This window comes from Psychrobacter sp. 1U1 (genome assembly GCF_051847535.1).
Lineage (GTDB): Bacteria > Pseudomonadota > Gammaproteobacteria > Pseudomonadales > Moraxellaceae > Psychrobacter > Psychrobacter saeujeotis.
Genome location: NZ_JBPYDD010000006.1, coordinates 162,952 through 189,895 on the forward strand (window position 1 = coordinate 162,952; position 26,944 = coordinate 189,895).

The window sequence follows — 26,944 nt, forward strand, 5'->3', positions numbered from 1 at the left end:
CCTTACTTTTGATAACGCTCTATGCCATCAAGCCACATTTGCCAAGCCGGAACAATCTGTTGACGCGCTCCATCTTGCTCTTGCGAGCTGTCTGTTTTAGCCAACCGTAAATTTATCTTATGTGGAAATGCTTGTTCCACTCTATCTTGACCTTGCATGATCACGTTAGGCAATACGGTGACACACATCAGCTCATTACGGCGGAATAGATGACAAGTAACTTTATGCTGAGCGTGACTGAAAGCTGTTAGTTGTTTACTATCAGCCTTGATACCATCGATAGCGATAATGACATCATGAGCTGATATTCCAGCCTTTGCTGCAGCGCTACTACGTTGTACTCGATTGACTTTTAGACCTGCTGGTGTCTCAGTGTAACGTATACCCCAAGGTATCTTTTTATCGGCTGTTTCTTTGACATCATCATGAATGGTAATTCCATTGTCAGTAAGCAAGCGCTCAAGAGGCAACTCCTCCACCCCATTGACATAACGGCGCTCAAAGTCTTCCCAGTCTGCTATTGGCATAAACTGACCGATCACCGTACCCATATCAGCACTACTGATACCAATGCGCTTATTGTCCTTTTGCTTGGCCTGCTCATAAAACGCTTTCACCACATCGAATAGGCGGTAGCGACCAGCGCTTTTTTGCTGTAGCGTCAAGTCTAAGCAAAGAGCGACTAATGCGCCTTTGTTGTAATAACTGATCCCTGCATTGCCAGTATTTTCGTCGCTACGATAAAGCTTAATCCACGCATCAAAACTGGACTCTGCGACACTTTGATGCGCACGGCCATCCGTTTGGTAGTATCTATTAATTTGTTCAGCCAACAGTTTTAGATAGCTGGCTTTATCAATCACGCCTGAGGCTTGCAGCATAAAATCATCAATGTAAGAGGTAAAACCTTCAAACACCCAAAGTAGCGGTGTGAATACTTCTTTGCGCAAATCAACCTCTAGCATCACATCTGGGCGTACGGTCTTGACCCACCACGAATGAAAGTACTCATGGCTACATAAACCCAAAAAGCGCTGATAGTCGCTACTTGGTATCTTAGGCTCATCAAAACTTGGTAAGTCACGGCGCGGGGTGATCAGGCTGGTAGAGTTGATATGCTCAAGGCCACCATAATCTTGACCACTGGCGTAAGTCATAAAGGTATAGTCATCAAACGGAGCATCACCCAGCCAATTGACATACGTCTGACAAATCTGCGTCACATCTTGCTGCAAGCGCCCCATGTTGGCGTTGTGTTTGCCAGAGATAAAAAATCGATGACTCAATGTCTGATGCATATCGTCTTGAACGATAAAGTTAAATGATGTTTGAGCGGCAATCTCAAAAGGATGATCTATCAGCTCATAGTAACTGTCTGCTAGTAAACTATAGCTATGCTTACCATGACCATCTTGCGCATCAACGTGTAGATGCGTGGCCTCAAGACCGCATGCCAGTGTGATATCACTATCATCATTAGTCGTCAGATTCTGCTCTGCTAAAAATGTGGCTGGTACGATAAGGCTTACCTGTACTGGTTTTCTCTCTTGTCCTTCTACAGCCAAGGCAAGCGACGTAAAATTTCCATACAAACGCTGCTGGTCGACATAGGCAGTACGCACTGATAAGTCATAACAATAAACTTCATAATGGACGCTTAGCAGCTGCCCAGCTTCAACCTGTGGTAGTTGCCATGTATTTTTATCAATCTTATTAGCACGTTGTTTAAAAGAGCTGGCACCACTATGTTCTTTACTTTCTTGATTCTCTATTCGGTAATAAACTGCCGTAATATTACGAGCAAACTCACGCATCAAATAGCTGCCTGGTATCCATGCTGGCAACCATAAGCGCGGTGATGCTGTATCTGCTGTAAAGCTTAGCGTAACATCGACTAAATGCTCAAAAAAGCGGTCAAAATCGAGCTGATAGCTAATATCAGTAGTAAGTTTTGGTGCAGACTGATGATTTGATGAGCGGTTTTGTGATAAGGATAGTGTTGTCATATTAGATACTTATTATGGTGTTTAACGTTATGGTAGAAGCCTCAAGTGCAAAACGCAACCAATAAGCAATGAGTAATATGATCAATGCATCTTAAAATGAATACAGAGTGATTGAGACGGTGAATAAAACAATGACTGAGGTAAATTTTTTAACTCTTGTCTGGCAAAGCGTAAAGTTAACGAGACAAAGTGGTATCAGTAGCGCATCAACACGCTTGCCCTGTGTTTATTTTAAGCTGACTGATATAGTAAAAATTGAATAAATTTCATGAATATTGGCATTTTTTATGTTTTTTGCCTTGAAAGTTATTATTACCATCTCAATTAAAGATGCTAACTGTTAAAGTTACTTTTATAAGTTTAAATAAACTGACGATAATTGACTAATGATATGGCTTTTGGCTTACTGATTGGCTTTTTTAGGTTTATTGCAACCGCATCTAATTTTTTACATAGATATATTTAGGATAATTTATGACTACTATCGCAAAAGACACTGCCGTCAAATTTAATTACACGCTAAAAGACGACGAAGGCAACATTCTTGACCAGTCACCAGAAGGTCAACCGCTTGCTTATTTGCATGGCCATAGCAACATTATTCCAGGCCTTGAGCAGCAGCTAGAAGGTAAATCTGCTGGCGAAAAAGTTAATGCAGTCGTTGAACCTGCTGATGGCTACGGCGAATACCAAGAGCAAGCAGTACAGCACGTGCCACGTGATAACTTTCAAGGTGTTGACGATATCCAGCCTGGTATGCAGTTTCAGTCAGAAGCTGGTGGCCAAGTTATGTTAGTGACGGTTACTGAAGTATCTGATGATCAAGTGACTGTTGATGCCAACCATCCACTAGCTGGCAAGCGTTTAACGTTTGATGTAGAAATTCAAGAAGTACGTGCAGCAACTGAAGACGAACTCAACCACGGCCATGTACATGGCGCAGGTGGCGTTGAGCACTAATCTATCATAAATGAGATAGAACGTTGAACAATGAGTAGTAAACATTACTTATTGTTTAAACCAAAAAAACCAGTAGCGATGTCTACTGGTTTTTTTTGGTCTAAACGATAAGAGTAGTTGTCTTTGAACATTATGGTAAAAAAGATGTTGTGGATGTCTTGGAAATAAAACCAATCCCTTTCAAACGTAATAAAACCGCACAACGACAAGCGCTATGCGGTTTCTATCACCAACCATCCTTGTTTACGTTATGCTATACCCAATCCCAAGACATAGTATAACTGTTAGGCATCCAGCCTTATCATCCGTAATGAGCAATCCATCCCTGAAACAATTTATAAACAATCTACAAATACCAATCCCTAGTATTAAACATAGTATCGTCAAACTGTGCAGTGGGTCTATAATCGCAGATTGCCCCTTGCTTAGTAAGAGGTTGAAACGACATTTTCTGTAAGCATAAGCTTACAGAAAATGTTCAAGGTATTTAAGGCTCTATTGTTGCTTGTGTTGTTTGCAGTTTTTCTTTAGGACTGAGCGTCGCTTTTGGATCAGCGCTTAGCATTAAATAAGCCGCCTCGCTGATAAAGGCTTCGTCCTCTGGTAGCTGCGGACGTTCATCAACTTTCATTTTGCTGCGCTCTTCAAATTTTGCATCCATGGCTGCTTGATAAGTATCCCAATTGGCATATGGACTCTTACCTGTCGCTATTAAACGTTTATTCTCAGCTTGCAATGAGCGCTGCTCAATCAACTCCATCTTCGCTCGGCGACTATTTATATCCAAATCAATGGGCTTTTTTTCATCATCCATATCGCGTATGTCATTTAGAGTAGATAGATAAACAAACTGCGGATTTTGCTGTTGACGTATTTTCGATTGCTGGTTCAAGGTGGCAAGCGTGTCTGAAGCAAACTTACCTTCAGGCTTATATGCCGCTGTTTTGATAGTATCCCATGGTAGCGCTTTTTTCTGTGCGCGCTCACCAAAGGTAGCGTCATCATAAATATTGACCAGCTCTACATCAGGTACAACCCCTTTATTCTGTGTACTACCCCCTGTAATACGATAAAACTTACGCTGAGTTAATGTTGCAGAACCCAGCGCTAGATTGTCCAGCTGAATCTGTGCAGAGCCTTTACCTGTCGTTGTGCTACCAACCACCAAACCTCGGCCATAGTCCTGTATCGCTGCCGCGAAAATCTCACTAGCAGACGCTGAGGCTAAATTTGTGAGTACCACTACCTTGCCATCATATAGCTGTTTACCACCATCATCATCGCGATATACTTGGACATTGCCACGGTTATCGCGTATTTGTACTAATGGCCCACCTTTGATAAATAACCCTAGCATCTTTGCTACTTCATCCAAAGAGCCGCCTGGATTGTTACGCAGATCCACCACCAGACCATCGATATTTTCTTTATTTAGGGCTTTGATTGCCTTTTCAGTATCAACACTGACACTACGATAATCTTCACCATTGCGCCGCGCACGATAGTTCAAATAAAAGCTTGGTATCTCAAGCACACCAATGCGTTTTGGCGTGTCATCAATGTTAGGACGTTGTACCTCTACGATACGGTGCGTGACTCCTGATTCTTCTTGCTCGATAATGTCACGTACGACTGTAATAGTACGAGCACTCGCCTCTGGTGTATTGGGCTGACGCACTTTTAGAGTCACTGAAGTCCCACGTTTACCGCGAATCAAACCGACAATCTCACGCGTTGACCAGCCGACCACATCGGTCATGGTTTTGCCATCTTCAGCGATACCGATGATGAGATCGTTGGGTTTGATTTGACCCGTTTTGGCCGCAGGCCCACCATCGACTAAAGTGACGATACGTGTATAATCTGGGTTTTTACGATCTGGACGAATAGAAACCCCGATTCCTTCTAGCTGTAAGCTTGACTGAATCTGTAGCTCAGTCGCCTGAATAGGCGCATAATAGTTACTATGTGGATCGTAAGTGAGCATGGCAGTATTGAGTACTGTCTCCATAATCTCATCGTCTTTTAGACGTGACATCTGCCCTTGTTGGCGCGACAAACGATTTAATAAAATCTCACTTGGCGTACGCTGATCATCACGTACTAAATCTTGACCACGAGTAATGTCAGGGTTATCTAAAAATATCTGCTCTTTGCCTTTTTCACTTTCCTTACCTAAAGAGATACTTATTAACTGAAATTTTAACTGACGTGCCCAATAATCACGCTGTGCTTTTTTGGTTTTAAAATGTTCAAGCTTCTCTCGGTCAAGAATGATGGTCTCATCACTTGTCAAATCAAGATCCGTTTTGAGCATTCTTGTGGCCATATCGAAGTACTCATTTGAGCGTTTGCGATAACGCTCAAAAATGTCGATACCAGCAGATAGATCACCGCGCTTGAGTCGATTGCCAAATTCGCTTGCATATTTCTTTTCGAATTCATCAACATCAGATTGCAAAAACAACGTATGATTTGGGTCTAGATTATCAATGTACATAGACAAAATTTCACTGCCCATTTCACTATCAAGTGGTTGGTTCAAATAATGACTGCGGTCTAACAGTGCCGCGACTTGCCTAGTTGTAATTTTTTGTTCAGGAGTTTGGACAAACCCTTCAGTACCAGTATCTGCTACTGCTGTACCATAGCTTTGTGTCAGAATAAGCCCAGCTACGCCAACTGACGCTGCGCTGAGTAACCACTGTGCTGGTTGTTTTTTCATTATGTGTACCTGGTTGTTTTAAGTGATAAAATGCCTAAAATGTGTCTTAAATTGTCCTATCAATATGTCTTAAACGGGTTTGTTACTATAGAATACTTTGCGTTCAATATTAGCATGGTCATTGGCTTACAACTGTCTCAAACTGTATAAACAATCTTACACGCTACGTCTATACATACCAAACTTTCTATCGTCTTTATTGTACGTGCTATCATATTTATAGTAATGGTTTGATCAACGCCAGTTATACAACTTAAGTTGTGGTAATAATTCTATACTTAAATGGTAGCGATGATAAATATACTAACAGCTGTATCTGCTAAATTAACATAGGTCTGATAAGCGACAACTGGCATAATAGGTTGATAGAAAAAGGCAGTTTTCACCCATGCTGCTTTAATGATGTCATCATCAAACCAATAATATCAATAACCAGTCATTATCAAAACTCATAATATAAGTGCACAGCACTCTAAGGATCTTGCCATGTATGGTGTGTTAATGATCGATATCGGTAGCACCGCATTGACAAATGAAGACATCAGTTTACTAGAACAAGCTCAAGTTGGTGGCGTAATTTTGTTTGCACGTAACATCGTCGATGCCGCACAAGTACGCGCGCTATGTGACGATATTCGCTATCATAACCCTGATATTCTCATCGGTGTCGATCAAGAAGGGGGGCGCGTTGCTCGGTTACGTAATGGGTTTACACCAATACCCGCTATGGGTAAGCTTGGTGAGTTGTTTGATCATCATTCAACTGAGGCGCTAAGCTGCGCCTATGATTGTGGTTATTTGATGGCTGCTGAAGTATTAGCAGTGGGGGTTGACCTCAGTTTTGCACCAGTACTTGATAGAGATGGCATTAGTCAAGTAATCGGTGACCGTAGCTTTCATAAAGATCCGCAAGTGATCGTCGCTTTGGCCACACAGTTTATGCGTGGTATGAGAGCGGCTGGTATGGCAACCACAGGCAAGCATTTCCCTGGTCACGGCGCTATCGCTCCTGACTCTCATGTGGCAGAAGCCATTGATGATCGCAGCCTTGATGAAATACTAGCCACTGATATGCAGCCTTTTGCCCAGACATTACCATGGCTCGATGCACTGATGCCAGCGCATGTGATATTTTCGCAAGTAGATGATAAACCTGCAGGTTTTTCCAAGGTTTGGTTGCAAGACATCATTCGTGATCAGCTCAAATTCGATGGTGTTTTATTTTCTGATGATTTATGTATGGCAGGCGCACAAGCGGCTGGCGACATTAGCGACCGTGTACGTGCAGCCATCAAAGCCGGTTGTGATATTGCTCTAGTATGCAATGATCGCATTGCAGCTCATGAAGCGGCCAAGGTTGCTCAAGAACTGCCCTACCCTAACCAAAGCCGCCTCAAAACTATGTGTGGACAGGTACCGTCATGGCAAGGAGATTTAAAATCGACCTGCCAGCAGTTTGAATATTGGCAGCAAGCTAAGGAGAATGTTCTAAAGACGTTTTTTAATGCTCAATCTGATTTTTCGCTACCCCAAAGTGAATATAAGGAACTAGACCCAACTGACTACAGATAAATAGTTTTGGTAGTTAAGTAGTTTTTATCGTCTTTGAGGACATTTTATATAACAAAAAAACGCACCCTTAAAAGGTGCGTTTTTTTAAATTAGCAGTTAAATTTAATCCTTATTGTGGGTCTAATACCGTACCTTGAGTAGGATCATCACCATCTGGCAATACATCATCATTGTTGTTGTCTAATGGATTTAAATCTGGATCTGGCACAGTAGCATCTACGCCATTGTCATCACCGTCCACCGTCATATCATCATTATTGCTATCCAACGGATTTAAGTCTGGGTCAATAGCATCATTGGTAATCGTACCGCTGGTACCTGTACCATTCAGTGTAGCTTCGTCGTTAACAACAAATTCGATACGACGATTGCGGAAGCGTCCTTGTTCGGTTGAGTTATCAGCGATAGGATCGCTTTCACCCATACCTTTGGTTGTAAGCTTACTTGCATCAACACCTTTAGAGACCAGATACTCTTTTACAGCTTCAGCACGGTCACGAGACAATTCCATATTGTATGCATCAGAGGCTTGATTGTCTGTATGTCCGATAATCACTAATTCGACGTTAGGGACTTCTTGGACAACATTGGCAGCACGATCAAGAAAAGGTTTGTTCACCTCTGGAATCATCGCTTTATCAAGCTCAAAGTTGATTACCTGAATACTTAAAGCACGAGCAACATCACGAGGGTCTGGGTTTTCACCAAGATTATCAACAGCAGCATCTGCTGCAACCAAACTATCATCAATCTCACTCTGTAGATCTAATGGGCCCTCTGCTTTTATAGATAGTGCTGGTGCAGCCGCTTGTAAGTCAGAGACGAGCTTATCAAGTACATCTGCATCAGCCGAATTAACCACGATTTCATCGCCTTTGATAATCATACTAGCGTTTGGCACACTTTTGATAATTGGTAAGATAGAAGCCAATTGTGCGGCAGCTAGCATATCTGTTGAAAAATTATCATCTACATCTGCACGGCACTTATCAGCCTCATTGCCGAAGGTGCTACTCATAGCATTCATAATGGTTGTTTGTAATGTCTCATCACCCACATTCATACGGCATGCATATAAGGTATTTGCCTCGCCAGTAGCAATACGAATAGAGGCTGGCTCCACACTAGTGGCGACCGCAGCTACCGCTTGACCATCATCTTCGACTGACTGTTCAGTAACGACTGGAGTAGCTACAGGTTCTGGATTGTCTTGACACCCTCTTAATAACGCCCAAGCCAATGCACCTAAGATAATCAAACCGATAATAGGTAACAAAGCTTTCATAAAACTACCAGATTCTTCTTCTTTGTGCTGAAGTGGCGCCATACTGGTAGTATCAGAAATGCGCGTACCAGCGGCAGCACCAGCACCAAGCATACCAGCAGGAACTACTGCACTGGCCCAAGCAGGAATATGATGCTGATAATCAGCAGAATTATCGCTTAAGAACTGTGGTACAGGCGTCGTACCTGCTAGGTTTTTGATTTCATGATAAGCAAGTGGCGCTGCCATAGCGACTAAACCACGAGCCGCCGTTGCGTCCACATTATGAGCACCAGCAAGCTCACGTGAAATACTGTCACGGTGCGAGCCGTCAGTCCATACGCGATCATAAAAGCTCTGATCATCGCGGGCAATATTTTCGTTAGCAAAACGTCCATAGGTGTCTTTGTCTGCTAAACGTGCAGCAAAAATCGCATAGAATTGTTCTAGCAAACTTTTTTTAGCGGGAGACTGATCATCTCCTAATACTGCAGGGCTAACGGTACGTGTTAAATGACCAATGATATCCATAATGTACTTCCTCCAATCATTCTTGTTTTATGTCTAACTCATTCAAAAGATATAAAAAATCTATTATAAATCTGTATATAGATAAATAGTCCAAATAAAAAAGTGCTGAGCACCTTATATTCTGACTAATTTTATTCATATAAGATTTACAATTAACTACTCATTTATAAAACTTAACTATCAGATATTATAAAAGCAATGCATAAATCAACTCTACAAACACGCTGTTGTGCAAATGATACATTAGGTAATTTTTGAGATGTGGCACGTAACTGTATCGCTAATACCTTACAACTTCTTAACATAAAGATAAAAATAGTATGAAGATCAAATATCAATCGCTACGTAGACTTTGATTAAATCGTTAAAAACTGTTTGAATATTTCAGTGCGTGCTTATCTTTCCTGAACGATATTCTTATCAACTGGCCTCTCATTACGTAGCTTCTCAGCGACAATCGTAGTATTGGCCAAATTATCAACCTCTGCTGCTGACATAGAACCAGTTGAAGTGGTATACGAGCGCTCGTTGTTAGGCTGGTTATTCATATCTTTATTAGCATTGGTATTGTAGGGTATTGTTTCTGTTGTACTACTTGTATCGTTATTTGATTGCCATGCACTCTGGTTGGAACTCATATCGTTATTTTGAAGGTTATTGTTTTGAGGATAAGTCTCGTCATAAGTATTGTTTAGTGGTTTTTTTATATCGCTAGACTGATTATCGCGACTGTTCATCATACTTATATCATCGTTATTATTGACGGTTATCTCGTCGCTATTTGCTAATGGTAAGGGCGCAGCATGGGTAATCATTGCTGTCGGTATTATAGTCCGTACATCAGTCACTAGGCGTTGGAGTAATACGTCATCCGGTACTTCTAGGTTAAGCGCGGCGTTCTGTAGTTGTAATCGTGCAAAAGGAACTGCGCGCAGTAGCGTGAATACACGGGGCAACGCTTCTACATCGATGTTGGATAAACGCTTAGCAACACCTTGCTTTACTTCTAGCATACAAGAATTTGCTTGCTCTCCAAAGCTGACGTGTAAGGCTTGATTCAGCGCATTTTGTAACACTGTATCCCCTACAGTCGCGGTACAAGTATATATATTCCCACTGTCATCTATCACAACCAATAGCTCCACTGGTGATAAATCTTCTACGGCAGGCTCAGTTGTCGGCTCAGCTTTGACAGGTATATCAGCAACTGGCCCTACAGGTGCAGCGGTTAGATAATTAGGCTTGATGACGAATACCCATGCTAGCCCGATGGCGAGCAGTGCGCCAATCAATAGCAAGACCTTTACTATCAGATTATTCCTCGGGTTACGAGTACGGCCTTTTAAACGACTCTCAGAAGTGTCTGAGTCACGATAGTCAGATGGATTAGCATAAATAGTATCTGTCGTATCGATTAAAGGGGGTTGTTTATCTAAGTTTATAGCGTCGTTGTCTGCATCCTTTGGCGATATGACCTTCTCTGCCCATACTGGCAAATAAGGCCTAACTGACAGTTGCTGCGTCTGTAAAAAAACAGGTAAAAACTGACCATCGGCTAACACATTCAGCTCTTGATAGGTCAGCGATGCAGCATTGTTTAGTAGCTTTTCGGTGGTCTGTGTATCAACATGATGGCTTGTCGCCAATTCATCAATTAACCATTGACGCAGGCTTGCCTTTTGCCATAGCTGCTCAAACATCGTGATGCTTGAGATCTCAGGGCTCAAAGTTGCTGGTACTGATATGTCTTGATCAGCATGTAACAACTGCGTATATACATCAGGCTGAGCTAAACGTGCAATAAAAATGGCATAAAACTGTTCAAGTAAACTAACATGCGCCACGTTATTATTATTACCTAACACCGCTGTCGTTACCGTTTGGTCAAGCTGATCAATGATAGTCATAAATATTGCCTTTGAAGCGAGATAATATATAGGGGATTCACGTCAAAACCGATGTAATACAACTGAGATGAAATGGCCGTATTCTTAGTCATAGTAGCGCGCAGAAAATACTTATCTTGTTTGTATGTGATTATTAAGTTAACGATTTTATTTTGAACTGACTATAGTTAATTTGCTATAAAAACGATACAGCAAGACTGGTATAAATTTTTTACAGGGTCTGTCAGCGTAGACACAGCAATCAAGAAAAATTTATATCAGTTGTGCATCACGTTACAACGTATCGGTTTTATTCGGTATCGACTATATAGTAAAGGTAATAAAAGTAGCTTTTGTAAATATGGCTATAATATGCGCTATTGATTATTTAGTTAATCATAATTTTAGTTATTAGATTTTAAAAAAACCAAAATAGCTTTTTTCATTGAATGGTTATATCGATATTATACTTTTAAGCAAAACTAATTTTAAAAGTCGATAGTAAAAACCTATAAATAAACCCTAATGTCGCTCCTGCGGTCGATTTAAAAATATGATTTATGTACGTTAAATTAATTACCTATTCAGTATAATTTGTATACGTATGTAAATTCATTCAACCTATGGCCGTCTTTTAACTTTATAATCTGACCCATTGGTCGCTGTATCTATGATAGATACTGATAATATGCATCTAATCTATCGTACCAAAACGTAATTTTTGACGTATATTAATCTCTAAAAGCACCTTGAGCTGTAGCAACTAAGCTTGCAACGTCTTTGTTTATCAGGCTTGGCCTAAGGATTACTCTTTGTTTAATCACACGACACTTATCATTATAGTCACAGTCATCGTAAGTTTATTAGCATGGCAAAATAAAACGCTGTTTAATCGATTAATTTTTTACCCACCAGCGGTAAGTAATGGTCAATGGTATCGCTTTGTCAGTCATGGCTTTATCCATGCTGATAGTATGCATTTACTGTTTAATATGTTTACTTTGTATTTTTTTGGTCGCGCTATAGAAGGGCTTTATCAGCCATTTTTGGGTGGATATGGGTTTGTGGCTTTTTATTTGTTGGCCATTATCATTGCAATGATACCAAGCTATCTGCAAAATAAGAAAAACGCCAGTTATTTAAGCTTAGGTGCATCAGGTGGCGTATCAGCGGTATTGTTTGCTTTTATTCTGTTGGCGCCATGGGAGTCCATCTATCTGTTTGCTATTGTGCCGATTCCTGCGATACTGTTTGCTGTTGCTTATGTTGCCTATAGTATCTACGCTGACAAACGTGGTGGCTCCAATATCAATCATATGGCTCATATGTGGGGCGGTGCGTTCGGTGTGATTGCGACCATCATTCTTGAGCCACAGGTACTGCCACACTTTGTTAACGCTTTACTTTCTCCTAGCTTTTAGCTTATCTAAAATCGATACCAAATAAAATCGATACGTTGTAACGTAAAGCGCAACTGGTATAAATTTTTCTCGCTTGCTGTGTCTACGCTGACAGAGGCTACGAAAAATTTACGCCAGTCTCGCTATATCGTTTTTATAGCGAATTGACTATAGTATATGGTTTAATTTCATTTACTTTTAGATTTTGATACCGACTTATGATTATAGATGTTATTGGTGATATTCACGGTTATGCTGACAAACTAATCGGGCTGCTTGAGCAATTAGGTTATGTCCATAATGGGCAATATTTTGTGCCGCCAGATGGTCATCATGCGCTCTTTATTGGTGATTTAATTGATCGTGGTCCTCAGCAAGTAGCGACCCTTGAGATTGCTTTTGCTATGCTAGATGCTGGCGTCGCTGATATCGTCATGGGCAATCACGAATATAATGCAATTGCGTTTGCAACGCGTGATCCTAACGACCCTGAACGCTATTTGCGCTCACATAATGATGTTCATACGCGTCAGCACGAAGCGTTTTTAGCTGAAGTGCCGTTTGGATCAGAATTACATCATTATTGGCTACAGCGCTTTTATGAGATTCCCTTGTGGATTGAGACTGATGATGCCTGCTTTGTCCATGCTTGCTGGGACGTGGACAGTATGGACATGCTCAAACCCTTACTTACAGCCGACAACTGCTTGACCCCTTATGCGCTTGCAGTGACTTCAAAAGAACATACTTCGCCATTCGATGCGTTAGAACGTGTGTTAAAAGGTGTGGAGACCCCATTACCAGATGGTATTGTTATGATCGATAAAGAAGGCACTAAACGCTCGCGTGTGCGGGTACGGTGGTGGCTCGACAACTTACAATCACGTACGCTTCATGAGATTGCTCGCGCGCCTGCATCAGCACTAGCGCAGATTCCAATGGATGCGTTAGCTGAGAATATCGACTTTGCTCTAAAAACTCATAAGCCTGTATTCGTTGGGCATTATTGGCTAGCAGGCGAGCCTGAGCCCCTGAGCTCAAAAGTCGTTTGTACGGACTATTCAGCAGCGATTGATAGTGGCTATCTGACTTGTTATCAGCTCGATACCACACAGCCACTACCTCTACAGTCTGCCAACTTTGTACAATATCACCATCGCTAAGTCAGACTCATTTATCACATATGAGTATAATGTCAGTATTATCACTAAAACATGGCTTTACGGCGATAGCATAATTTTTGTATGATGGTCGTTTTGAGGGTATTACATTATGAGCACCGTATTGGCGACCGAAAACCCCAAGCCTGTCTCCTCTCCTACTGGCCAGCCAAAAGTGGGTATCATCATGGGTTCGCAGTCTGATTGGGCAACCATGAATTGTGCCGCACAGCTACTGGCCGACTTTGATATTGCTTTTGATTGCGAAGTTGTCTCTGCCCATCGTACGCCTGATAGACTATTTGATTATGCAAAAGGCGCCAAAGACAAAGGCTTACAAGTTATTATTGCTGGTGCAGGCGGGGCTGCGCATCTACCAGGTATGTGCGCCAGTCAGACGCCGCTTCCTGTATTCGGTGTACCAGTGAAATCATCGATGCTAAGCGGTTGGGATAGCTTACTCTCTATCGTACAAATGCCTAAAGGCGTGGCGGTTGGGACCTTAGCAATCGGTACTGCTGGCGCTTATAATGCAGCCTTACTTGCGATTCAAGTACTGGCTTTGCATGATAGTACCATCGCTGCCAAACTTGATTATTTACGACACACTCAAACTGAGACCATCTTAGCCAGTCCTACGCCTGGTATTATTAACCGTTAAACAATATTTGTATAACCATGATTCCTCATTTTCTTCATTGAGATGAGTTAAATTTAATGGTTCTCCACTTGATATTTAATTTCAGATAGGTTTTACTGAATACAAGGTGCATATGTTGCACCTTTTCCTATTTTAAACGATTAGTTTTATTCCATTTTTAATCCAAAGAGCCCCTCATGACCACAGCCAATGCTTATCCTGTTACTCAAACTATCCATACCATCGGTATCTTAGGCGGTGGTCAGCTCGGCATGATGCTCGCGCAAGCTGCTCTGCCACTCGGCTATCAATGTGTGTTTTTAGAAGACAACCATGATTGCCCTGCCAGTCTTTACGGGAAGGTATACAGTAGCCAGCAGTTAGACGATTTCATTGCTGCAGCCGATGTATTTACGTTAGAGTTTGAAAATACGCCCACAGCGACCGTCGAGAAGTTGGCAAGCCTTGCAGCGGTGGGTAAAAAACAAGGTATGTTTCCACCACCGATTGCCCTTGATATCGCTCAAGATCGCTTGAAAGAAAAGCAGATGTTTAATGATCTTGATATCGCTACGGTACCTTTTATGGCGGTAAGTACGCAGGCTGAATTAAAACAGGCTTGTGAGAAATCAGGCTTGCCTATTGTCCTCAAAACCAGTCGCGGTGGTTATGACGGTAAAGGTCAATATGTCATCAAGCAAGACAGCGATATCAAAGCCGCTTGGCAAGATCTTAAAGAGGCAGTCAGCGGTAAAGGCAGTTTAACGCCAACCCCAGCGCCTCTCATTGCAGAGGGCTTTGTTAACTTTAGCCGTGAAGTCTCTATCATCGCAGCACGCGCCCAAGACGGCAGTGTGCGCTGTTATGACTTGGTTGAAAACCATCATCACCATGGCATTTTGGCCAAGACCCAAGCACCTGCTGTTGGCACCAGTCATATTTTTAGCCAAGCAAAAGAAGCCATTACTACTGTCATGAACCATTTAGGTTATGTCGGAGTGATGGCACTAGAATTATTCGTTGCCAAAGACGCGCGTGGTCATGATTATTTACTTGCCAATGAAATTGCACCACGCGTACATAACTCTGGGCACTGGAGCATTGAAGGCGCTATCACTAGTCAATTTGAAAACCATGTCCGCGCAGTCGTTAACTTACCATTAGGCGATACAGATAACGTCCATCCTGCGATTATGGTCAACGTACTAGGACAGTATCCTGATATCAGTGCGGTGCTGGCTATCGATGGCGCGCATTATCATAGCTATCACAAGATGGAGCGTGAAGATCGTAAAATCGCCCACATCACTCTGATGCCTAACGATGTAACCGATTTAGAACCTTCAATGGCTAAATTGGTGGCAGTTTTACCTAATAAGGTTGGCTTAGATAAAGAGTATACGCCTATCCAAGAAAGTCAAAAACAGCAAAATGAGCCAGATAATCAAGATGCCACAGAGCTTGATGAAGAAAACGAAACGGCCATCAAAAGCACTGACATCGAAAACTCTGACATCGAAAATGCTGATTTAGCAAATAAAGACAGCCAAATGGATAGTGCGCCTGACGTTAAGACAAAGACAGAAAAGGCTAAAAGATAATGCAAATTTGGGTGGATGCTGATTCGGTACCATTGATTGCTAAAGACTTAATTATCAAAACTGCTGAGCGTACACAAACGGTGGCGATATTCGTCGCCAATCAGCCAATCAAACTGCGTAAGTCACCGCTGCTCGTCATGACAGTGGTGCCATCAGGGTTTGATAAAGCTGATGACTATATCGTAGAACAAATACAGCCAGGCGATTTGGCTATTACTAGCGATATCCCTTTAGCTAATGATATTTTGGACAAAGGTGGCATGGTTTTGACAACCCGCGGTATGGTCTATGATAAAAACAACATCAAGCAAAAGCTCAATATGCGTGACTTCATGGATACTATGCGCGGCACTGGCGTACTAGAGCTGCAAGAAATGAGCGGACAAAAACCTTATGGCGATCGCGACAAAAAAGCATTTGCCGATGGTCTAAACAAATTGGTACGTTAACTTTTCAATTCTTAATCTCACTTCCCTTGCAAACCTTATACACTCTATAACCAAACACTATGCAACTGGCACGCTTCATAACGAAGTGTGCTACCTATTCTTGTTACCTTATATACAGTTTTTAATAATTACTTTTAATACTTATTTTTAATAAGAAGTCTTTGAATACAAAGTACTTTTATCATAAAGATTTATAGCATAACGACAATACGAACAAAAATAGGGAAGATTATGAAAATTCTAGTCATAGGCGCAAGTGGTCGCGTTGGTAGTGATCTGGTTGAGCAATTATTATCCGATAACCATCAAGTGGTCGGTACTACCCGTCAAGATGAGAAGTTATTTAATGATGATAATTACACGCAGTTAGATTTGGATATTACCGCAGAAAAAGACGCTATCCAAAACCAAATTGCTGATGATATCGAGGCAGTATATTTTGTAGCAGGTTCTGGCGGCAAGGGTGTGTTAGAAGTTGATTTGCATGGTGCAGTCAAGACCATGCAAGCGGCGCAAGACAAAGGTATTAAACGTTATATCATGTTAAGTACGGTATTTTCACTGGATACCAGCAAATGGGACAATCCTGCCATCGCTGACTTAAAAGACTATTACATTGCCAAGCATTACGCGGATCAGTGGTTAGTCAATAATAGTACACTCGACTACACTATCGTGCAGGCTGGTGCTTTAAAAGAGCGTGCAGGTACTGGTAAAATCGCTGTAAACAGTACTGAAGCTGGTGAAAATGCGATTGTAGACGTTGCTGCTACGTTAGTTGCGGTATTAAATGCAGATAATACAAACAAGCAAGTTTTTAGTATGCAGAATGGTGATACTGCTATCAGTGACGCTATTGCAAAATTATAATAGAGCGTAGCGCTACAAGAGTTAAAACGATAAAAAAGCGAGTAAGCCGAAAGGTTTGCTCGCTTTAATTTTAGAACGCTTTATAAGGTAACTTTCTTCTTAAAAGCTAGAGTAGCGAAGAGAATTGTGACATATCAACTTAGTAGCAAGCCAAACTAGTATCTAGGCTAATTAGCAGCAAGGCGAATTACTGCTAAGCCAAGTCGCTTGGAAAAGTAATAACCTCTTCTAAGCTAGTTGCTCCTGTTATCACCATTAGTAGTCTATCCAGACCTAACGCGATACCGCTACAAGCTGGCAAGTCATCGCAAGCAGTCAGTAGATGCTCATCTATAGGCATTGGCGGTAAGCTATGACGTTGACGCAATAGATTGTCTTGTTCAAAACGCTGCTTTAATGCTGCACCGTCTGCCAGTTCATCATAGGCATTGGCAATCTCAATCCCATTGATATATAGCTCAAAGCGTTTGGCAACTAGATTGCCATCCTTGTCTAAATCGGTTTTTGCGAGTGCCGCCGTTGCAGGTGGATAGTCGATAATTATCGTCGGTAATTCGTGTCCCAGATTTGGCTCGACAGCATGACTGAAGAGTAAATCTAACCACCCTTGCCGACTATCCTCTTTATTATCTATATCAGTATCGAAATCTAAACCTGCCAAACCTTTATCTTCTGCGACCGCTTCCAGTGCTTCTATACTGGCTGTCAAAGGATGGATTCCCACAAAGTCCATAAATGCGTCAACATAACGATAGTGATTCATGACTACCGGATAGCCATATAACGCCTCTAATAATTGACCCAGTTCGTCAGCCAAATCTGTCAAATTATAGTACGGCTGATACCATTCAAGCATGGTAAATTCAATATTATGCCGCGTCCCTATCTCATTATTACGAAATACAGAGCAAATCTGATAAATAGGCACCTGCCAGCTGGCAAGAAGACGCTTCATCGCAAACTCAGGGGAGGTATGTAGATAATAAGTACGTGGCCTATCTTGATAAGTGACTTGCGCAGCCACTGATTGCAAAAAAGTATCAGTATTACCTGCTTGCGATAGCAGTGGCGTCTGTACCTCGAGCACTTGACGCGTTGCAAAAAACTGGCGAATATCACTAAGCAGTTTTGCACGCTTTTGCGCCATTGCAAGTGTCATAGTTGGGGCATAGGTAGGCTTAGAAGTATGAGTAGAGGTATTGCTTGACTGATTCATTACTATCCAACATGGTTTATAAACAATGTGTTTTTGAATTTAATATTTCCAGGATTTAAAACTGCCACTCACGGCGCAAATGATAATCACGACGCAGCTGGTCAAAGTCCGCGCCACTCACCTGTCCATTAGTTACTTTTTCGCGCAGCTCTCTATCATCTTGCATGATGTCGTAAAACTTTACTAGCCTATCTGGATAGGCTTTAAGCTCAGACCATAGATACATATTGACTGGTAATAGCTGCTGCATCGCCTGCGTAGGCGTGACCGCAAATGCTTCACACAACGCATCATAAACCATTTGTGTACCGCGCAGCTTACCTTCCAAGGTATAACCAGCGATATGCGGTGTGGCGATAGCCAGCTTTGATAATAACTGCTCAGATACTTGCGGCTCATGCTCAAACACATCGAGCACTACTTGACGCTCATTACTCTCGATGTCGGCTTGTAATGCTGCTGCATCAATAACTGGTCCACGTGCACTATTAATGAGTAAAGTTTTCGACGGCATAGCATCTAGCGCAGTTTTATTAATTAAGTGCCCCGTTGGATAATCACTACCACTGGGATTATCATTATCTTTTTTGTCAGTCAGCGGTACATGTAAGCTAATAACGTCACTTTGGCTAATGAGCTGCTCAAAGCTCGCATTGTTGATGTTCGATGTGGGCAGTAGCGGATCATAACCCAATACTTGCCAGCCAAGATCAGTAGCGTATTGCGCAAGTATGCTACCAATATTACCCAGTCCAATAATACCCAATGTTAGTGGCGTCGATGTCTGCTGCCAATACTCTGGACGTAAGGTTAAGATAGCCGTCAATACATATTGCGCTACTGAATGCTTGCTACAACCAGCCGCATTCGCAAAAGTAATATTGCGCTCTACTAAATAGCTTTGGTCTACATGATCAGTACCAATCGTCGCTGAGCCGATAAACTTAACACTGTGGTTGTCTGCTAATAAAGTTGCATCTACTGGCGTCACAGAACGTATTAATAATACATCTGGTTGCAGCTCGGCAACTAACTGCGCGTTGATATCTCGTCCAGCGACTTTGATAACATTGACCATTTGATAAGTATTTTGGCCCAACGTATTTTCATTAAAAAAATCTTCAAGACCAGCGATATTGCTATCAGCGATGATGGTAAGCTTATGATTGATTTTAGATGTCATAGAATCAGAGCTTATAACATTAGACATAAATGAGCGCCTCGATTAATGGTGGATAGATAATATGGACATACGCTATTAGACAGCAATACTGCCTAACGAATAACTCAGCTTTTTGTTTTCTTTTTTATCAGATCATCAAAATCTAACAACATCTGATTATCTACTAGCGTCACCTCTTTTGGCGCAAAAATCTCATCTCTATGCTGAGAGATCCATTCACGCCATACAGCAAGTCCAATGGCCAGCACTACTGGTCCGATAAATAGACCGACAAAACCAAACGCGGTAAGACCACCCAACACACCAATAAAAATAATAATAAAAGGAATTTTAGTCGCACCACTAATTACAATCGGACGTATCAAATTGTCCACCCAACTAATGACTAAAATACCCCACAATGCCAGACCAATGCCTTCTGTCGTATGCCCTTGACTCAATAGCCAAAACGCCACCGCGCCCCACGCAAACGGCGTACCAAACGGTATTAACGCAATCATAAAGGTTACGATGGTCAGTAAAATAGGGCTGGGTGATCCTGAGAAATAATAGCCAATACCGGCAAGCAGCGCTTGTGCCAATGCAGTCAGACCGATACCGTATACCACCGCGCGTGTGGTTGTACCAACCGAATCAATATAACCGTCGATTCGATTGCCAATGACGTTGCGTAGTGCCTGACGAATCTGACGTATCAAACTGGTCCCATCCCGATAAAAGAAAAACAGCGTCATTAGCGCCATACCAAGCTTGGCTAAAGTACTGAGTACCACATCTAGGGCTACTTTGCCATAGTATAAATGCGATTGAATCCAAGCGCGAAACGCCTCAAGTGTCCCTTCAGGGTTTTTGTTAATTTGCCACAAAATATCTTTTATCTGCTGACCGATAATGGGTAATTCTTTAAAATAATCGGGTACATCAAGGTAGCCTACCTTCACACGGTAGATTAAGTTGCTATAGAGACTAAGCGCCTCTTGTTGCAAAATAAACACCCCTATCACCAGTGGCACTCCGATAATCAACGAGATACTGACCGTCATAATACCAGCACTAAAATCCGGACTAAGTCTGACTTTTTCATGAAAAAAGGTATAGATTGGAAAAGTCACGTAGGCTAATATCGCTGCCCATAAAGCTGGTACAATAAAAAACTGCACTACCTGAAAGCACAGAATAAATAACATTATCAGTAAGGTAATAGCGAGCAGGCGTTGAATGACGACTTCTTTTGTCCAGTTTTCAATCATAACTTTTGAACCAAGCATTGACAGTAAGAAATTAGCGAGCTTTTTACTGCAAAATTTATAAATGAATAGACATCCGCTTATAGATGATGTCTACAAACTATATCCATGTATAACAGAGCTATATAATAAATCTGTTTGATAAATTTGAGAGTCTTTGAACTTTTATTTTTGTTCTTTATGCTGTCAACTATATCCTATTCACGGCTCAATAACTTATATACAACAACAAATAATTTATTGATTGACCTAACTGACTCAATATTGTCAACTTGGTAAAAAAACTTAAATATTGGCAATCATTATGCAATAACGTTCTATAAATAAACAATGATGTGTTGTAATTTTTACTTACAATTTCACTTTTATTTAGCAAAAAATTGACGTTTATGTGATACAGAAAAATTAATACTTATTACAATAATACTTAGACAACTGAGTAGTCATCTATAGGGGTAAATCACTGCTGCGTTCTCGTAGGTTATACAATTGATGTTATACTAAAGCTATTAATTTGATTTTAACAATACTATGTAGATTTTTCGGACAATATTCTGTGCAAATGTCAATATCGCCGATCGTATGCAGGCGATTATTAGTATTGATTGATACTGTTTACCTAAAAATATTAGCATACAGTCTAATAATTAAAACGTGATGCCTGAGCAGGCTATAACTGCTAGCACCGTTCTATAGATACTTTTATTTTGGGTTCACAATAGCCCACCAATTTTCGTTGATATACTTATAGGAATAACAACAATGTCAAAAGACACTGATAACTCTAATCTTACGGCAGACAACTCTGCTAATACAACGAGTTCACCTTCAAACGATAGGTCTGCAAACAATGTAGCGCCAAATGAGGTTACCTTCGCTTTAGCCCAATCACATTTTTTGGTAGGGGATATCTCTGCCAATGCTGACAAAATGCGTCAACTTGCCATCCAAGCGCGTGATCAGGGCGCTGATGTTATTGTCTTCCCAGAACTGGCTTTATTGGGCTATCCACCGCAGGATTTACTGCTTCGTCCAAGTTTGTCTGGGCGCATCAAAAGCGCACTATCGGCTCTAAGTGATATTCAAGATATTGTGATGATCGTCGGCTATCCACATGTTGACCATCATGGCACCTTTAACTCAGCCGCTATCTTGCATAACGGCCATCAAAAAGGTTTTTATCATAAACAATTTTTGCCCAATTATGGGGTGTTTGATGAACGCCGTTACTTCGATAAAGGCCGCAATCAAGTGTTATTTGATTATAAAGGCATCACCATCGGACTACTTATCTGCGAAGATTTATGGGAAAAATCACCCATTGCAGATCTTAAACAGCAAGGCGTCGACATCATTGTCAGTCTTAATGCTTCTCCGTTTGAGACGGGTAAGCAAGATATGCGTAAGACCATGCTGACTCAGCGTAGCCGTGAACACAGAGTACCCATTGTCTATGTGAATGCAGTAGGTGGTCAAGACGATTTAGTATTCGATGGTGGTTCTATTGTCGCGCAAGCCGATGGCTCTATCGCTCATGAAGCTCCACGCTTTTTAGATCAATTAATGCTAGCGACTTTAAATGTTGATAGCAATGCATTCAACACTCAAGAAAAAGCGCCACTAACGCTGAGCCGTGAGTCAGAGATGTACCAAGCGTTAGTCGTTGGGCTACGTGATTATGTCAATCATTCAGGATTTGGTGGCGTACTGGTTGGTTTATCAGGTGGTATCGATTCGGCCTTGACCTTGTGTATCGCTGTAGATGCTTTGGGTGCAGATAAAGTCTATGCTGTCATGATGCCTTATGAGTTCACTTCAAAGATAAGCTTAGAAGATGCTCAAGCACAAGCGCGTCGTCTAAATGTCTCTTATACTGTCTGCCCTATCTTTGATGCCGTCGAAGGTATTCGCCATACGTTAGCGCCATTATTCAACAAGTCACCTGCTGACACCACTGAAGAAAATATCCAAGCACGTGCGCGCGGTGTTATCTTGATGGCATTGTCTAATAAATTTGGACATTTGGTCATTACGACTGGCAACAAGTCTGAGCTAGCAGTCGGCTACTCTACTTTATATGGTGATATGGCTGGTGGCTTCGATGTGCTAAAAGACGTTTATAAATCACAGGTTTATAACTTGGCAAGCTATCGTAATCGCTTAGAGGATACGCCTGTGATTCCTGAGCGGGTCATTACTCGCCCGCCATCAGCTGAGCTACGTCCTGATCAAAAAGATCAAGACAGCCTACCTGATTATGAGGTATTAGATGGTATTTTAACCTTGTATATCGATGAAGATATGGGTTATCAAGCGATTGTCGATAAAGGTTTTGATGCCGATATGGTGGCCAAAACCATCAAAATGGTGGACAATAGCGAATATAAACGTCGTCAGTCACCGATTGGTACGAAGATTAGTCAAAGAGCCTTTGGGCGTGAACGTCGCTATCCGTTAGTCAACAAATGGTCGATTAATAGCTAAAAGTTTATTGGTTTTACTGTTTGGTTTTGATCATACCTTTATATTATTATGTTTATTATTAGCTGGGCACTTCTTGTCCAGCTTTTTTTATTAGCAGTACCTTAATTCCTTAGTATGATAGTTTTAGCATGGTTATTAAATATTTTATACAAGTACAAATACGTATTCGGTAACTATTCTATCAATGTATAAATCATAGTTATCATAACTTGCGGTGCTGCCTTTTTATTTACTTTCAAACCTTTCTATTCTTCTACCTTTCTTTGAGTACTTCATGAGTTTGCTAACCGCTAGTATCTGCCTTCTTTTGTTGCTTGCCCTAAGCGCTTTTGTTTCTGCTGCCGAGATTGCCATCGCCGCTGGTCGCAAAATTAAACTACAAATTATGGCAAAAGAAGGAGAAGTCCGAGCACTTGATGTCCTACATATGCAGGACAATCCTGGTAGCTTTATCACAGTAGTACAAGTGGTTTTAAACGCTGTCGCTATTTCAGCTGGTGCAGTGGGCGAATCAGCTATCAGTCCTTATCTACATCTTTTATTTAACAATGAAGCTATAGCATCGATTGTCTCTTTTGTCTTGATTACAAGCTTGTTCTCTTTGCTGGCTGACCTGATGCCCAGACGTTTGGCAATGTCTAGTACTGAGATTATAGCCGTGCGACTCGTACGGCCAATGATGCTTTTAATTTTTGTGTTCAAACCCATCATCTGGGTATTTGATGGTGCGGCAAATGTTATTTTTGAGGTGTTGGGTATATCAACAGCACGTCAAGATGATATGACGCCAGAAGATATTTATGCCGTTATGGATGCTGGGGCCGAAGCTGGGGTGTTAAAAAAGCAAGAACATCATTTGATAGAAAATATCTTTGAGATGCAAGAGCGGACAGTCACCTCAGTGATGAATCCGCGCGAACATATTGTTTACTTTGATACCAAAACAAGTACCGACAAAGTGGTCGAGACCATGATCGAGCAACCCCATAATAAGTTTTTGGTGTGCAATGATGATGACTTAGAGCATATCGTTGGTTATGTAGAGTCTCGTAGCTTTTTAGCGTTAGTCCTTAATCAGCAAAAGGTTAGTTTAACCGATAAAGCGCTATTAAAGCCGGCCCTATTCGTGCCTGACACCTTGTCTTTGTTTGAAGTGCTAGAGATGTTCAAATCCACTGGTGCGGACTTTGCCGTCATCGTCAATGAGTATGCAATGGTCGTGGGTGTCATAACGCTTAAAGACGTGATGAGCATTGTCATGGGTGAGCTTGTTACATTAGAAGATCAGCCTATTGTCCAGCGTACTGATAACTCTTGGCTGATCGACGGTATGACGCCTATCGAAGATGTGGTTCGTGCTTTAGATATCGTAAACTTACCGCGCAATCAAAACTATGAAACCATCAGTGGTTTTATGATGTATATGCTGCGAAAAATACCCAAAAAAACGGATACCATCGAATATGCCAACTATCGGTTTGAAATACTAGATACTGAGAAATTAAAAATCAATCAGATGCTAGTGACCAAACTTGAAGAAACTGCCTAGACATTCTGCAAAAACAGCTCTTTCTTGGAGAGGTCTGTCGATGATCTCAAAGACAAATAGTGAGAACAGTAAGTAACCTAATCAATCTCGTGCACCAAATATCGCTGTGCCAACCCTTACCATCGTAGAGCCGTTAGCAATAGCGGCTGCCATATCATTACTCATACCCATACTAAGCGTATCCCAAGCTTCTAAATCCGGATGTTCTTGCTTTATCTTTTCAAATAACATCTTGGTGCGTTTAAACGCATCTGTATTAGACTTAGCAGGAATAATCATTAAACCGCGTAATTGTAGGCGCTCATAGCCTTTGATAGCTGCTAGTAGGTCGGATAAATCCTCAGGGCGACAACCTGACTTACTCTCCTCATCATCTATATTAAGCTGTATAAGCACATTCAGTGGCGGCATATCTGTTGGACGCTGATCGTTCAGACGTTTTGCAATGATGTCACGCTCAAGCGTTTGTACCCAATCAAAGTTTTCGGCAATGTCACGAGTCTTGTTACGCTGAACATGCCCAATATAATGCCATACGATAGAGGCAGCTTCAGGCTGACCTTGTAGTGTCTTGATTTTTTCAATGGCTTCTTGCAGATAGTTCTCACCAAAATCCCGTTGTCCTTGCCGAGCCAATATAGCGATCATATCAGCAGGTTTGGTTTTCGAAACTGCAAGCAATATGACGTCTGACGCTGATCTAGTAGCTCTTTCCTGCTCCGTTATTAAATCATTAGCCTGCAAACAGGCTTGAGTTACTTGTTCGTTAACCTGTTGCCAGTTGGCGATTAAACGATGCTCATTCATATTGTATCCTTCTTATTATCTTTTCTGTCATCCAAAACTTGGTTTATAAAACCTTGAACATATAATGCTTGGCAAAAATTTTCTAAGAAAATTATACCGTTAATCGTCATTATTTACATTTAATCTGTTTCTTTTATGATAGAAATTGACTATTATTGTTATTAATTTGTTACTTTAGCTCACTTGCACTACTAAAGTAGGTATGAGCTGTAAATAAAGTAAAGCTAGTGTTATTAGTCTCCTAATAGCTCTATCAAACTTTAAAGTAATTTCAACACAGAAACTCTTTATTGCTCATTTTTACTGTACTGCTAGATAGGAACGCTCGACCATGGCTGAAAAAAGCAACTTAAGCATCGAAGACCTACTGCGATTTACTGTTAAACATAAAGCATCAGATTTGCATCTATCAGCTGGCATGCCCGCCGTTATTCGAGCAGATGGCGAAATTACGCGTATTAATATGCCGGTTATGAGTCATCAAACTGTGCATCAGCTGATTTATGACATCATGAATGATAAACAGCGTGCCGACTTTGAGGAGTTTTTTGAGACTGACTTCTCGTTTGAGATTCCAAACCTAGCGCGCTTTCGGGTAAATGCTTTTAATCAAAACCGCGGTGCTGGTGCTGTCTTTCGTACCATCCCTTCAGAAGTTCTTACTTTAGAGGACTTAGGAATGGGTGATGTATTTAAACAAGTTTCGAACTTTAAACGTGGTGTAGTACTGGTAACAGGGCCGACTGGTTCTGGTAAATCTACTACCTTAGCGGCAATGATCGACTATATCAATGATACACGTAAAGAGCATATTTTGACTATCGAAGACCCTATCGAATTCGTTCATGCATCCAAAAAGAGCCTTATCAACCAGCGTGAAGTCCATCGTGATACGTTAGGTTTTGAGCCTGCTCTACGCTCTGCACTACGAGAGGATCCAGACGTTATCTTGGTTGGTGAGCTACGTGACCTTGAAACCATTCGTTTGGCTTTGACCGCTGCTGAAACTGGTCACTTGGTGTTTGGCACTTTGCATACCAGCTCTGCCGCGAAGACAATTGACCGTGTGATCGATGTTTTTCCGGCTGCTGAAAAAGATATGATTCGTGCAATGTTATCTGAATCGCTGCAAGCCGTTATTTCACAGACGCTACTACCAAAGCAAACAGGTGGACGTGTAGCTGCTCACGAAATCATGCTCGGTACACCTGCCATTCGCAATCTCATACGCGAAAACAAGATTGCCCAGATGTATTCTGCTATTCAGACTGGTGCTGGTGACGGCATGATTACGCTCGACCAAACTCTCAAAAACTTAGTCAGCAAAGGCACTATTAGCAAAGACGTCGCTCGTCCTTATGCAAAACAGCCTGAAGCATTTATATAACACTGAT

General features: G+C 41.5%; 19 protein-coding genes. 11 read left to right on the top strand and 8 right to left on the bottom strand.

The features are described 5' to 3' along the window. Nucleotides 1–2 precede the first annotated feature (2 nt). Nucleotides 3–2,006 carry a M61 family metallopeptidase gene (locus tag ACS8FB_RS10740; protein WP_439262839.1) on the bottom strand — a complete coding sequence of 668 codons (2,004 nt, stop codon included), beginning with the start codon at nt 2,004–2,006 and terminating at the stop codon, nt 3–5. Between the two features lie 474 nt (nt 2,007–2,480). Between ACS8FB_RS10740 and ACS8FB_RS10745 the strand changes: the two genes are divergently transcribed. Continuing rightward, a complete protein-coding gene (locus ACS8FB_RS10745; RefSeq protein WP_299218235.1) occupies nt 2,481–2,966 on the top strand; it encodes an FKBP-type peptidyl-prolyl cis-trans isomerase in 486 nt (161 codons plus the stop codon). A gap of 487 nt (nt 2,967–3,453) precedes the next feature. Here the strand turns inward: ACS8FB_RS10745 and ACS8FB_RS10750 are convergent, their stop codons facing one another. Next, nucleotides 3,454–5,691: a carboxy terminal-processing peptidase gene (locus ACS8FB_RS10750; protein WP_439262841.1), complete on the bottom strand. Its 2,238-nt coding sequence runs from the start codon at nt 5,689–5,691 to the stop codon at nt 3,454–3,456. Nucleotides 5,692–6,177: 486 nt separating this feature from the next. On the opposite strand from ACS8FB_RS10750, the gene nagZ reads away from it, so the two are divergent. Next, on the top strand, nt 6,178–7,263 hold the full coding sequence (gene nagZ, locus ACS8FB_RS10755; RefSeq protein WP_439262843.1) for a beta-N-acetylhexosaminidase: 1,086 nt from the start codon (nt 6,178–6,180) through the stop codon (nt 7,261–7,263). A 109-nt stretch (nt 7,264–7,372) separates the two neighbouring features. Here nagZ and ACS8FB_RS10760 read toward each other — a convergent pair whose 3' ends face one another. Beyond that, a complete protein-coding gene (locus ACS8FB_RS10760) occupies nt 7,373–9,058 on the bottom strand; it encodes an OmpA family protein (RefSeq protein WP_439262845.1) in 1,686 nt (561 codons plus the stop codon). 395 nt (nt 9,059–9,453) lie between these two features. After that, on the bottom strand, nt 9,454–10,965 hold the full coding sequence (locus ACS8FB_RS10765) for a hypothetical protein (protein WP_439262847.1): 1,512 nt from the start codon (nt 10,963–10,965) through the stop codon (nt 9,454–9,456). Nucleotides 10,966–11,756: 791 nt separating this feature from the next. Between ACS8FB_RS10765 and ACS8FB_RS10770 the strand changes: the two genes are divergently transcribed. The 6 genes from ACS8FB_RS10770 to ACS8FB_RS10795 all read left to right on the top strand — a co-directional run bounded on the left by ACS8FB_RS10770 (nt 11,757) and on the right by ACS8FB_RS10795 (nt 17,064). Further along, nucleotides 11,757–12,365 carry a rhomboid family intramembrane serine protease gene (locus ACS8FB_RS10770; RefSeq protein WP_439262848.1) on the top strand — a complete coding sequence of 203 codons (609 nt, stop codon included), beginning with the start codon at nt 11,757–11,759 and terminating at the stop codon, nt 12,363–12,365. Between the two features lie 197 nt (nt 12,366–12,562). Continuing rightward, nucleotides 12,563–13,507: a metallophosphoesterase gene (locus tag ACS8FB_RS10775; protein ID WP_439262850.1), complete on the top strand. Its 945-nt coding sequence runs from the start codon at nt 12,563–12,565 to the stop codon at nt 13,505–13,507. A gap of 109 nt (nt 13,508–13,616) precedes the next feature. Continuing rightward, on the top strand, nt 13,617–14,165 hold the full coding sequence (gene purE / locus ACS8FB_RS10780) for a 5-(carboxyamino)imidazole ribonucleotide mutase (protein ID WP_439262851.1): 549 nt from the start codon (nt 13,617–13,619) through the stop codon (nt 14,163–14,165). Nucleotides 14,166–14,341: 176 nt separating this feature from the next. After that, the gene (locus ACS8FB_RS10785) at nt 14,342–15,745 is read left to right on the top strand and encodes a 5-(carboxyamino)imidazole ribonucleotide synthase (RefSeq protein ID WP_439262852.1); all 1,404 of its coding nucleotides are present in this window, start codon (nt 14,342–14,344) and stop codon (nt 15,743–15,745) included. Further along, a complete protein-coding gene (locus tag ACS8FB_RS10790) occupies nt 15,745–16,194 on the top strand; it encodes a YaiI/YqxD family protein (protein ID WP_439262853.1) in 450 nt (149 codons plus the stop codon). Before ACS8FB_RS10785 ends, ACS8FB_RS10790 begins: the two co-directional genes overlap by 1 nt. Nucleotides 16,195–16,425: 231 nt before the next feature. Then, entirely contained in the window at nt 16,426–17,064 is a 639-nt protein-coding gene (locus ACS8FB_RS10795) for an NAD(P)H-binding protein (protein ID WP_439262855.1), read from the top strand. 193 nt (nt 17,065–17,257) lie between these two features. On the opposite strand, the gene epmA is transcribed toward ACS8FB_RS10795, so the two are convergent. The 3 genes from epmA to ACS8FB_RS10810 all read right to left on the bottom strand — a co-directional run bounded on the left by epmA (nt 17,258) and on the right by ACS8FB_RS10810 (nt 20,713). Further along, nucleotides 17,258–18,280 carry an EF-P lysine aminoacylase EpmA gene (gene epmA, locus ACS8FB_RS10800; RefSeq protein WP_439262857.1) on the bottom strand — a complete coding sequence of 341 codons (1,023 nt, stop codon included), beginning with the start codon at nt 18,278–18,280 and terminating at the stop codon, nt 17,258–17,260. Nucleotides 18,281–18,335: 55 nt separating this feature from the next. After that, nucleotides 18,336–19,463, bottom strand: coding sequence for a 4-phosphoerythronate dehydrogenase (locus ACS8FB_RS10805; RefSeq protein WP_439262921.1), 1,128 nt, complete (start codon nt 19,461–19,463; stop codon nt 18,336–18,338). 104 nt (nt 19,464–19,567) lie between these two features. Next, nucleotides 19,568–20,713, bottom strand: coding sequence for an AI-2E family transporter (locus ACS8FB_RS10810; protein ID WP_439262859.1), 1,146 nt, complete (start codon nt 20,711–20,713; stop codon nt 19,568–19,570). A gap of 759 nt (nt 20,714–21,472) precedes the next feature. On the opposite strand from ACS8FB_RS10810, the gene ACS8FB_RS10815 reads away from it, so the two are divergent. Beyond that, complete coding sequence (locus ACS8FB_RS10815; protein WP_439262861.1) at nt 21,473–23,194, top strand: NAD+ synthase; 1,722 nt, start codon at nt 21,473–21,475, stop codon at nt 23,192–23,194. A 274-nt stretch (nt 23,195–23,468) separates the two neighbouring features. Next, nucleotides 23,469–24,743, top strand: a complete 1,275-nt coding sequence (paeA, locus tag ACS8FB_RS10820) for a polyamine export protein PaeA (RefSeq protein WP_439262863.1) — start codon at nt 23,469–23,471, stop codon at nt 24,741–24,743. An 81-nt stretch (nt 24,744–24,824) separates the two neighbouring features. On the opposite strand, the gene ACS8FB_RS10825 is transcribed toward paeA, so the two are convergent. After that, nucleotides 24,825–25,550, bottom strand: coding sequence for a YggS family pyridoxal phosphate-dependent enzyme (locus ACS8FB_RS10825; RefSeq protein WP_439262865.1), 726 nt, complete (start codon nt 25,548–25,550; stop codon nt 24,825–24,827). 331 nt (nt 25,551–25,881) lie between these two features. Between ACS8FB_RS10825 and ACS8FB_RS10830 the strand changes: the two genes are divergently transcribed. Next, nucleotides 25,882–26,937, top strand: a complete 1,056-nt coding sequence (locus ACS8FB_RS10830; RefSeq protein ID WP_299218267.1) for a type IV pilus twitching motility protein PilT — start codon at nt 25,882–25,884, stop codon at nt 26,935–26,937. Nucleotides 26,938–26,944 lie beyond the last annotated feature (7 nt).

Excerpts from the sequence above, each read along its gene's own strand:
- nagZ (WP_439262843.1), top strand. The coding sequence starts at position 6,178 with ATGTATGGTGTGTTAATGATCGATATCGGTAGCACCGCATTGACAAAT.
- ACS8FB_RS10765 (WP_439262847.1), bottom strand. The coding sequence starts at position 10,965 with ATGACTATCATTGATCAGCTTGACCAAACGGTAACGACAGCGGTGTTA.
- ACS8FB_RS10790 (WP_439262853.1), top strand. The coding sequence starts at position 15,745 with ATGCAAATTTGGGTGGATGCTGATTCGGTACCATTGATTGCTAAAGAC.
- ACS8FB_RS10775 (WP_439262850.1), top strand. The coding sequence starts at position 12,563 with ATGATTATAGATGTTATTGGTGATATTCACGGTTATGCTGACAAACTA.
- ACS8FB_RS10740 (WP_439262839.1), bottom strand. The coding sequence starts at position 2,006 with ATGACAACACTATCCTTATCACAAAACCGCTCATCAAATCATCAGTCT.
- ACS8FB_RS10795 (WP_439262855.1), top strand. The coding sequence starts at position 16,426 with ATGAAAATTCTAGTCATAGGCGCAAGTGGTCGCGTTGGTAGTGATCTG.
- ACS8FB_RS10785 (WP_439262852.1), top strand. The coding sequence starts at position 14,342 with ATGACCACAGCCAATGCTTATCCTGTTACTCAAACTATCCATACCATC.
- paeA (WP_439262863.1), top strand. The coding sequence starts at position 23,469 with ATGAGTTTGCTAACCGCTAGTATCTGCCTTCTTTTGTTGCTTGCCCTA.
- epmA (WP_439262857.1), bottom strand. The coding sequence starts at position 18,280 with ATGAATCAGTCAAGCAATACCTCTACTCATACTTCTAAGCCTACCTAT.
- purE (WP_439262851.1), top strand. The coding sequence starts at position 13,617 with ATGAGCACCGTATTGGCGACCGAAAACCCCAAGCCTGTCTCCTCTCCT.
- ACS8FB_RS10830 (WP_299218267.1), top strand. The coding sequence starts at position 25,882 with ATGGCTGAAAAAAGCAACTTAAGCATCGAAGACCTACTGCGATTTACT.
- ACS8FB_RS10810 (WP_439262859.1), bottom strand. The coding sequence starts at position 20,713 with ATGATTGAAAACTGGACAAAAGAAGTCGTCATTCAACGCCTGCTCGCT.
- ACS8FB_RS10760 (WP_439262845.1), bottom strand. The coding sequence starts at position 9,058 with ATGGATATCATTGGTCATTTAACACGTACCGTTAGCCCTGCAGTATTA.
- ACS8FB_RS10745 (WP_299218235.1), top strand. The coding sequence starts at position 2,481 with ATGACTACTATCGCAAAAGACACTGCCGTCAAATTTAATTACACGCTA.
- ACS8FB_RS10805 (WP_439262921.1), bottom strand. The coding sequence starts at position 19,463 with ATGACATCTAAAATCAATCATAAGCTTACCATCATCGCTGATAGCAAT.
- ACS8FB_RS10825 (WP_439262865.1), bottom strand. The coding sequence starts at position 25,550 with ATGAATGAGCATCGTTTAATCGCCAACTGGCAACAGGTTAACGAACAA.
- ACS8FB_RS10750 (WP_439262841.1), bottom strand. The coding sequence starts at position 5,691 with ATGAAAAAACAACCAGCACAGTGGTTACTCAGCGCAGCGTCAGTTGGC.
- ACS8FB_RS10815 (WP_439262861.1), top strand. The coding sequence starts at position 21,473 with ATGTCAAAAGACACTGATAACTCTAATCTTACGGCAGACAACTCTGCT.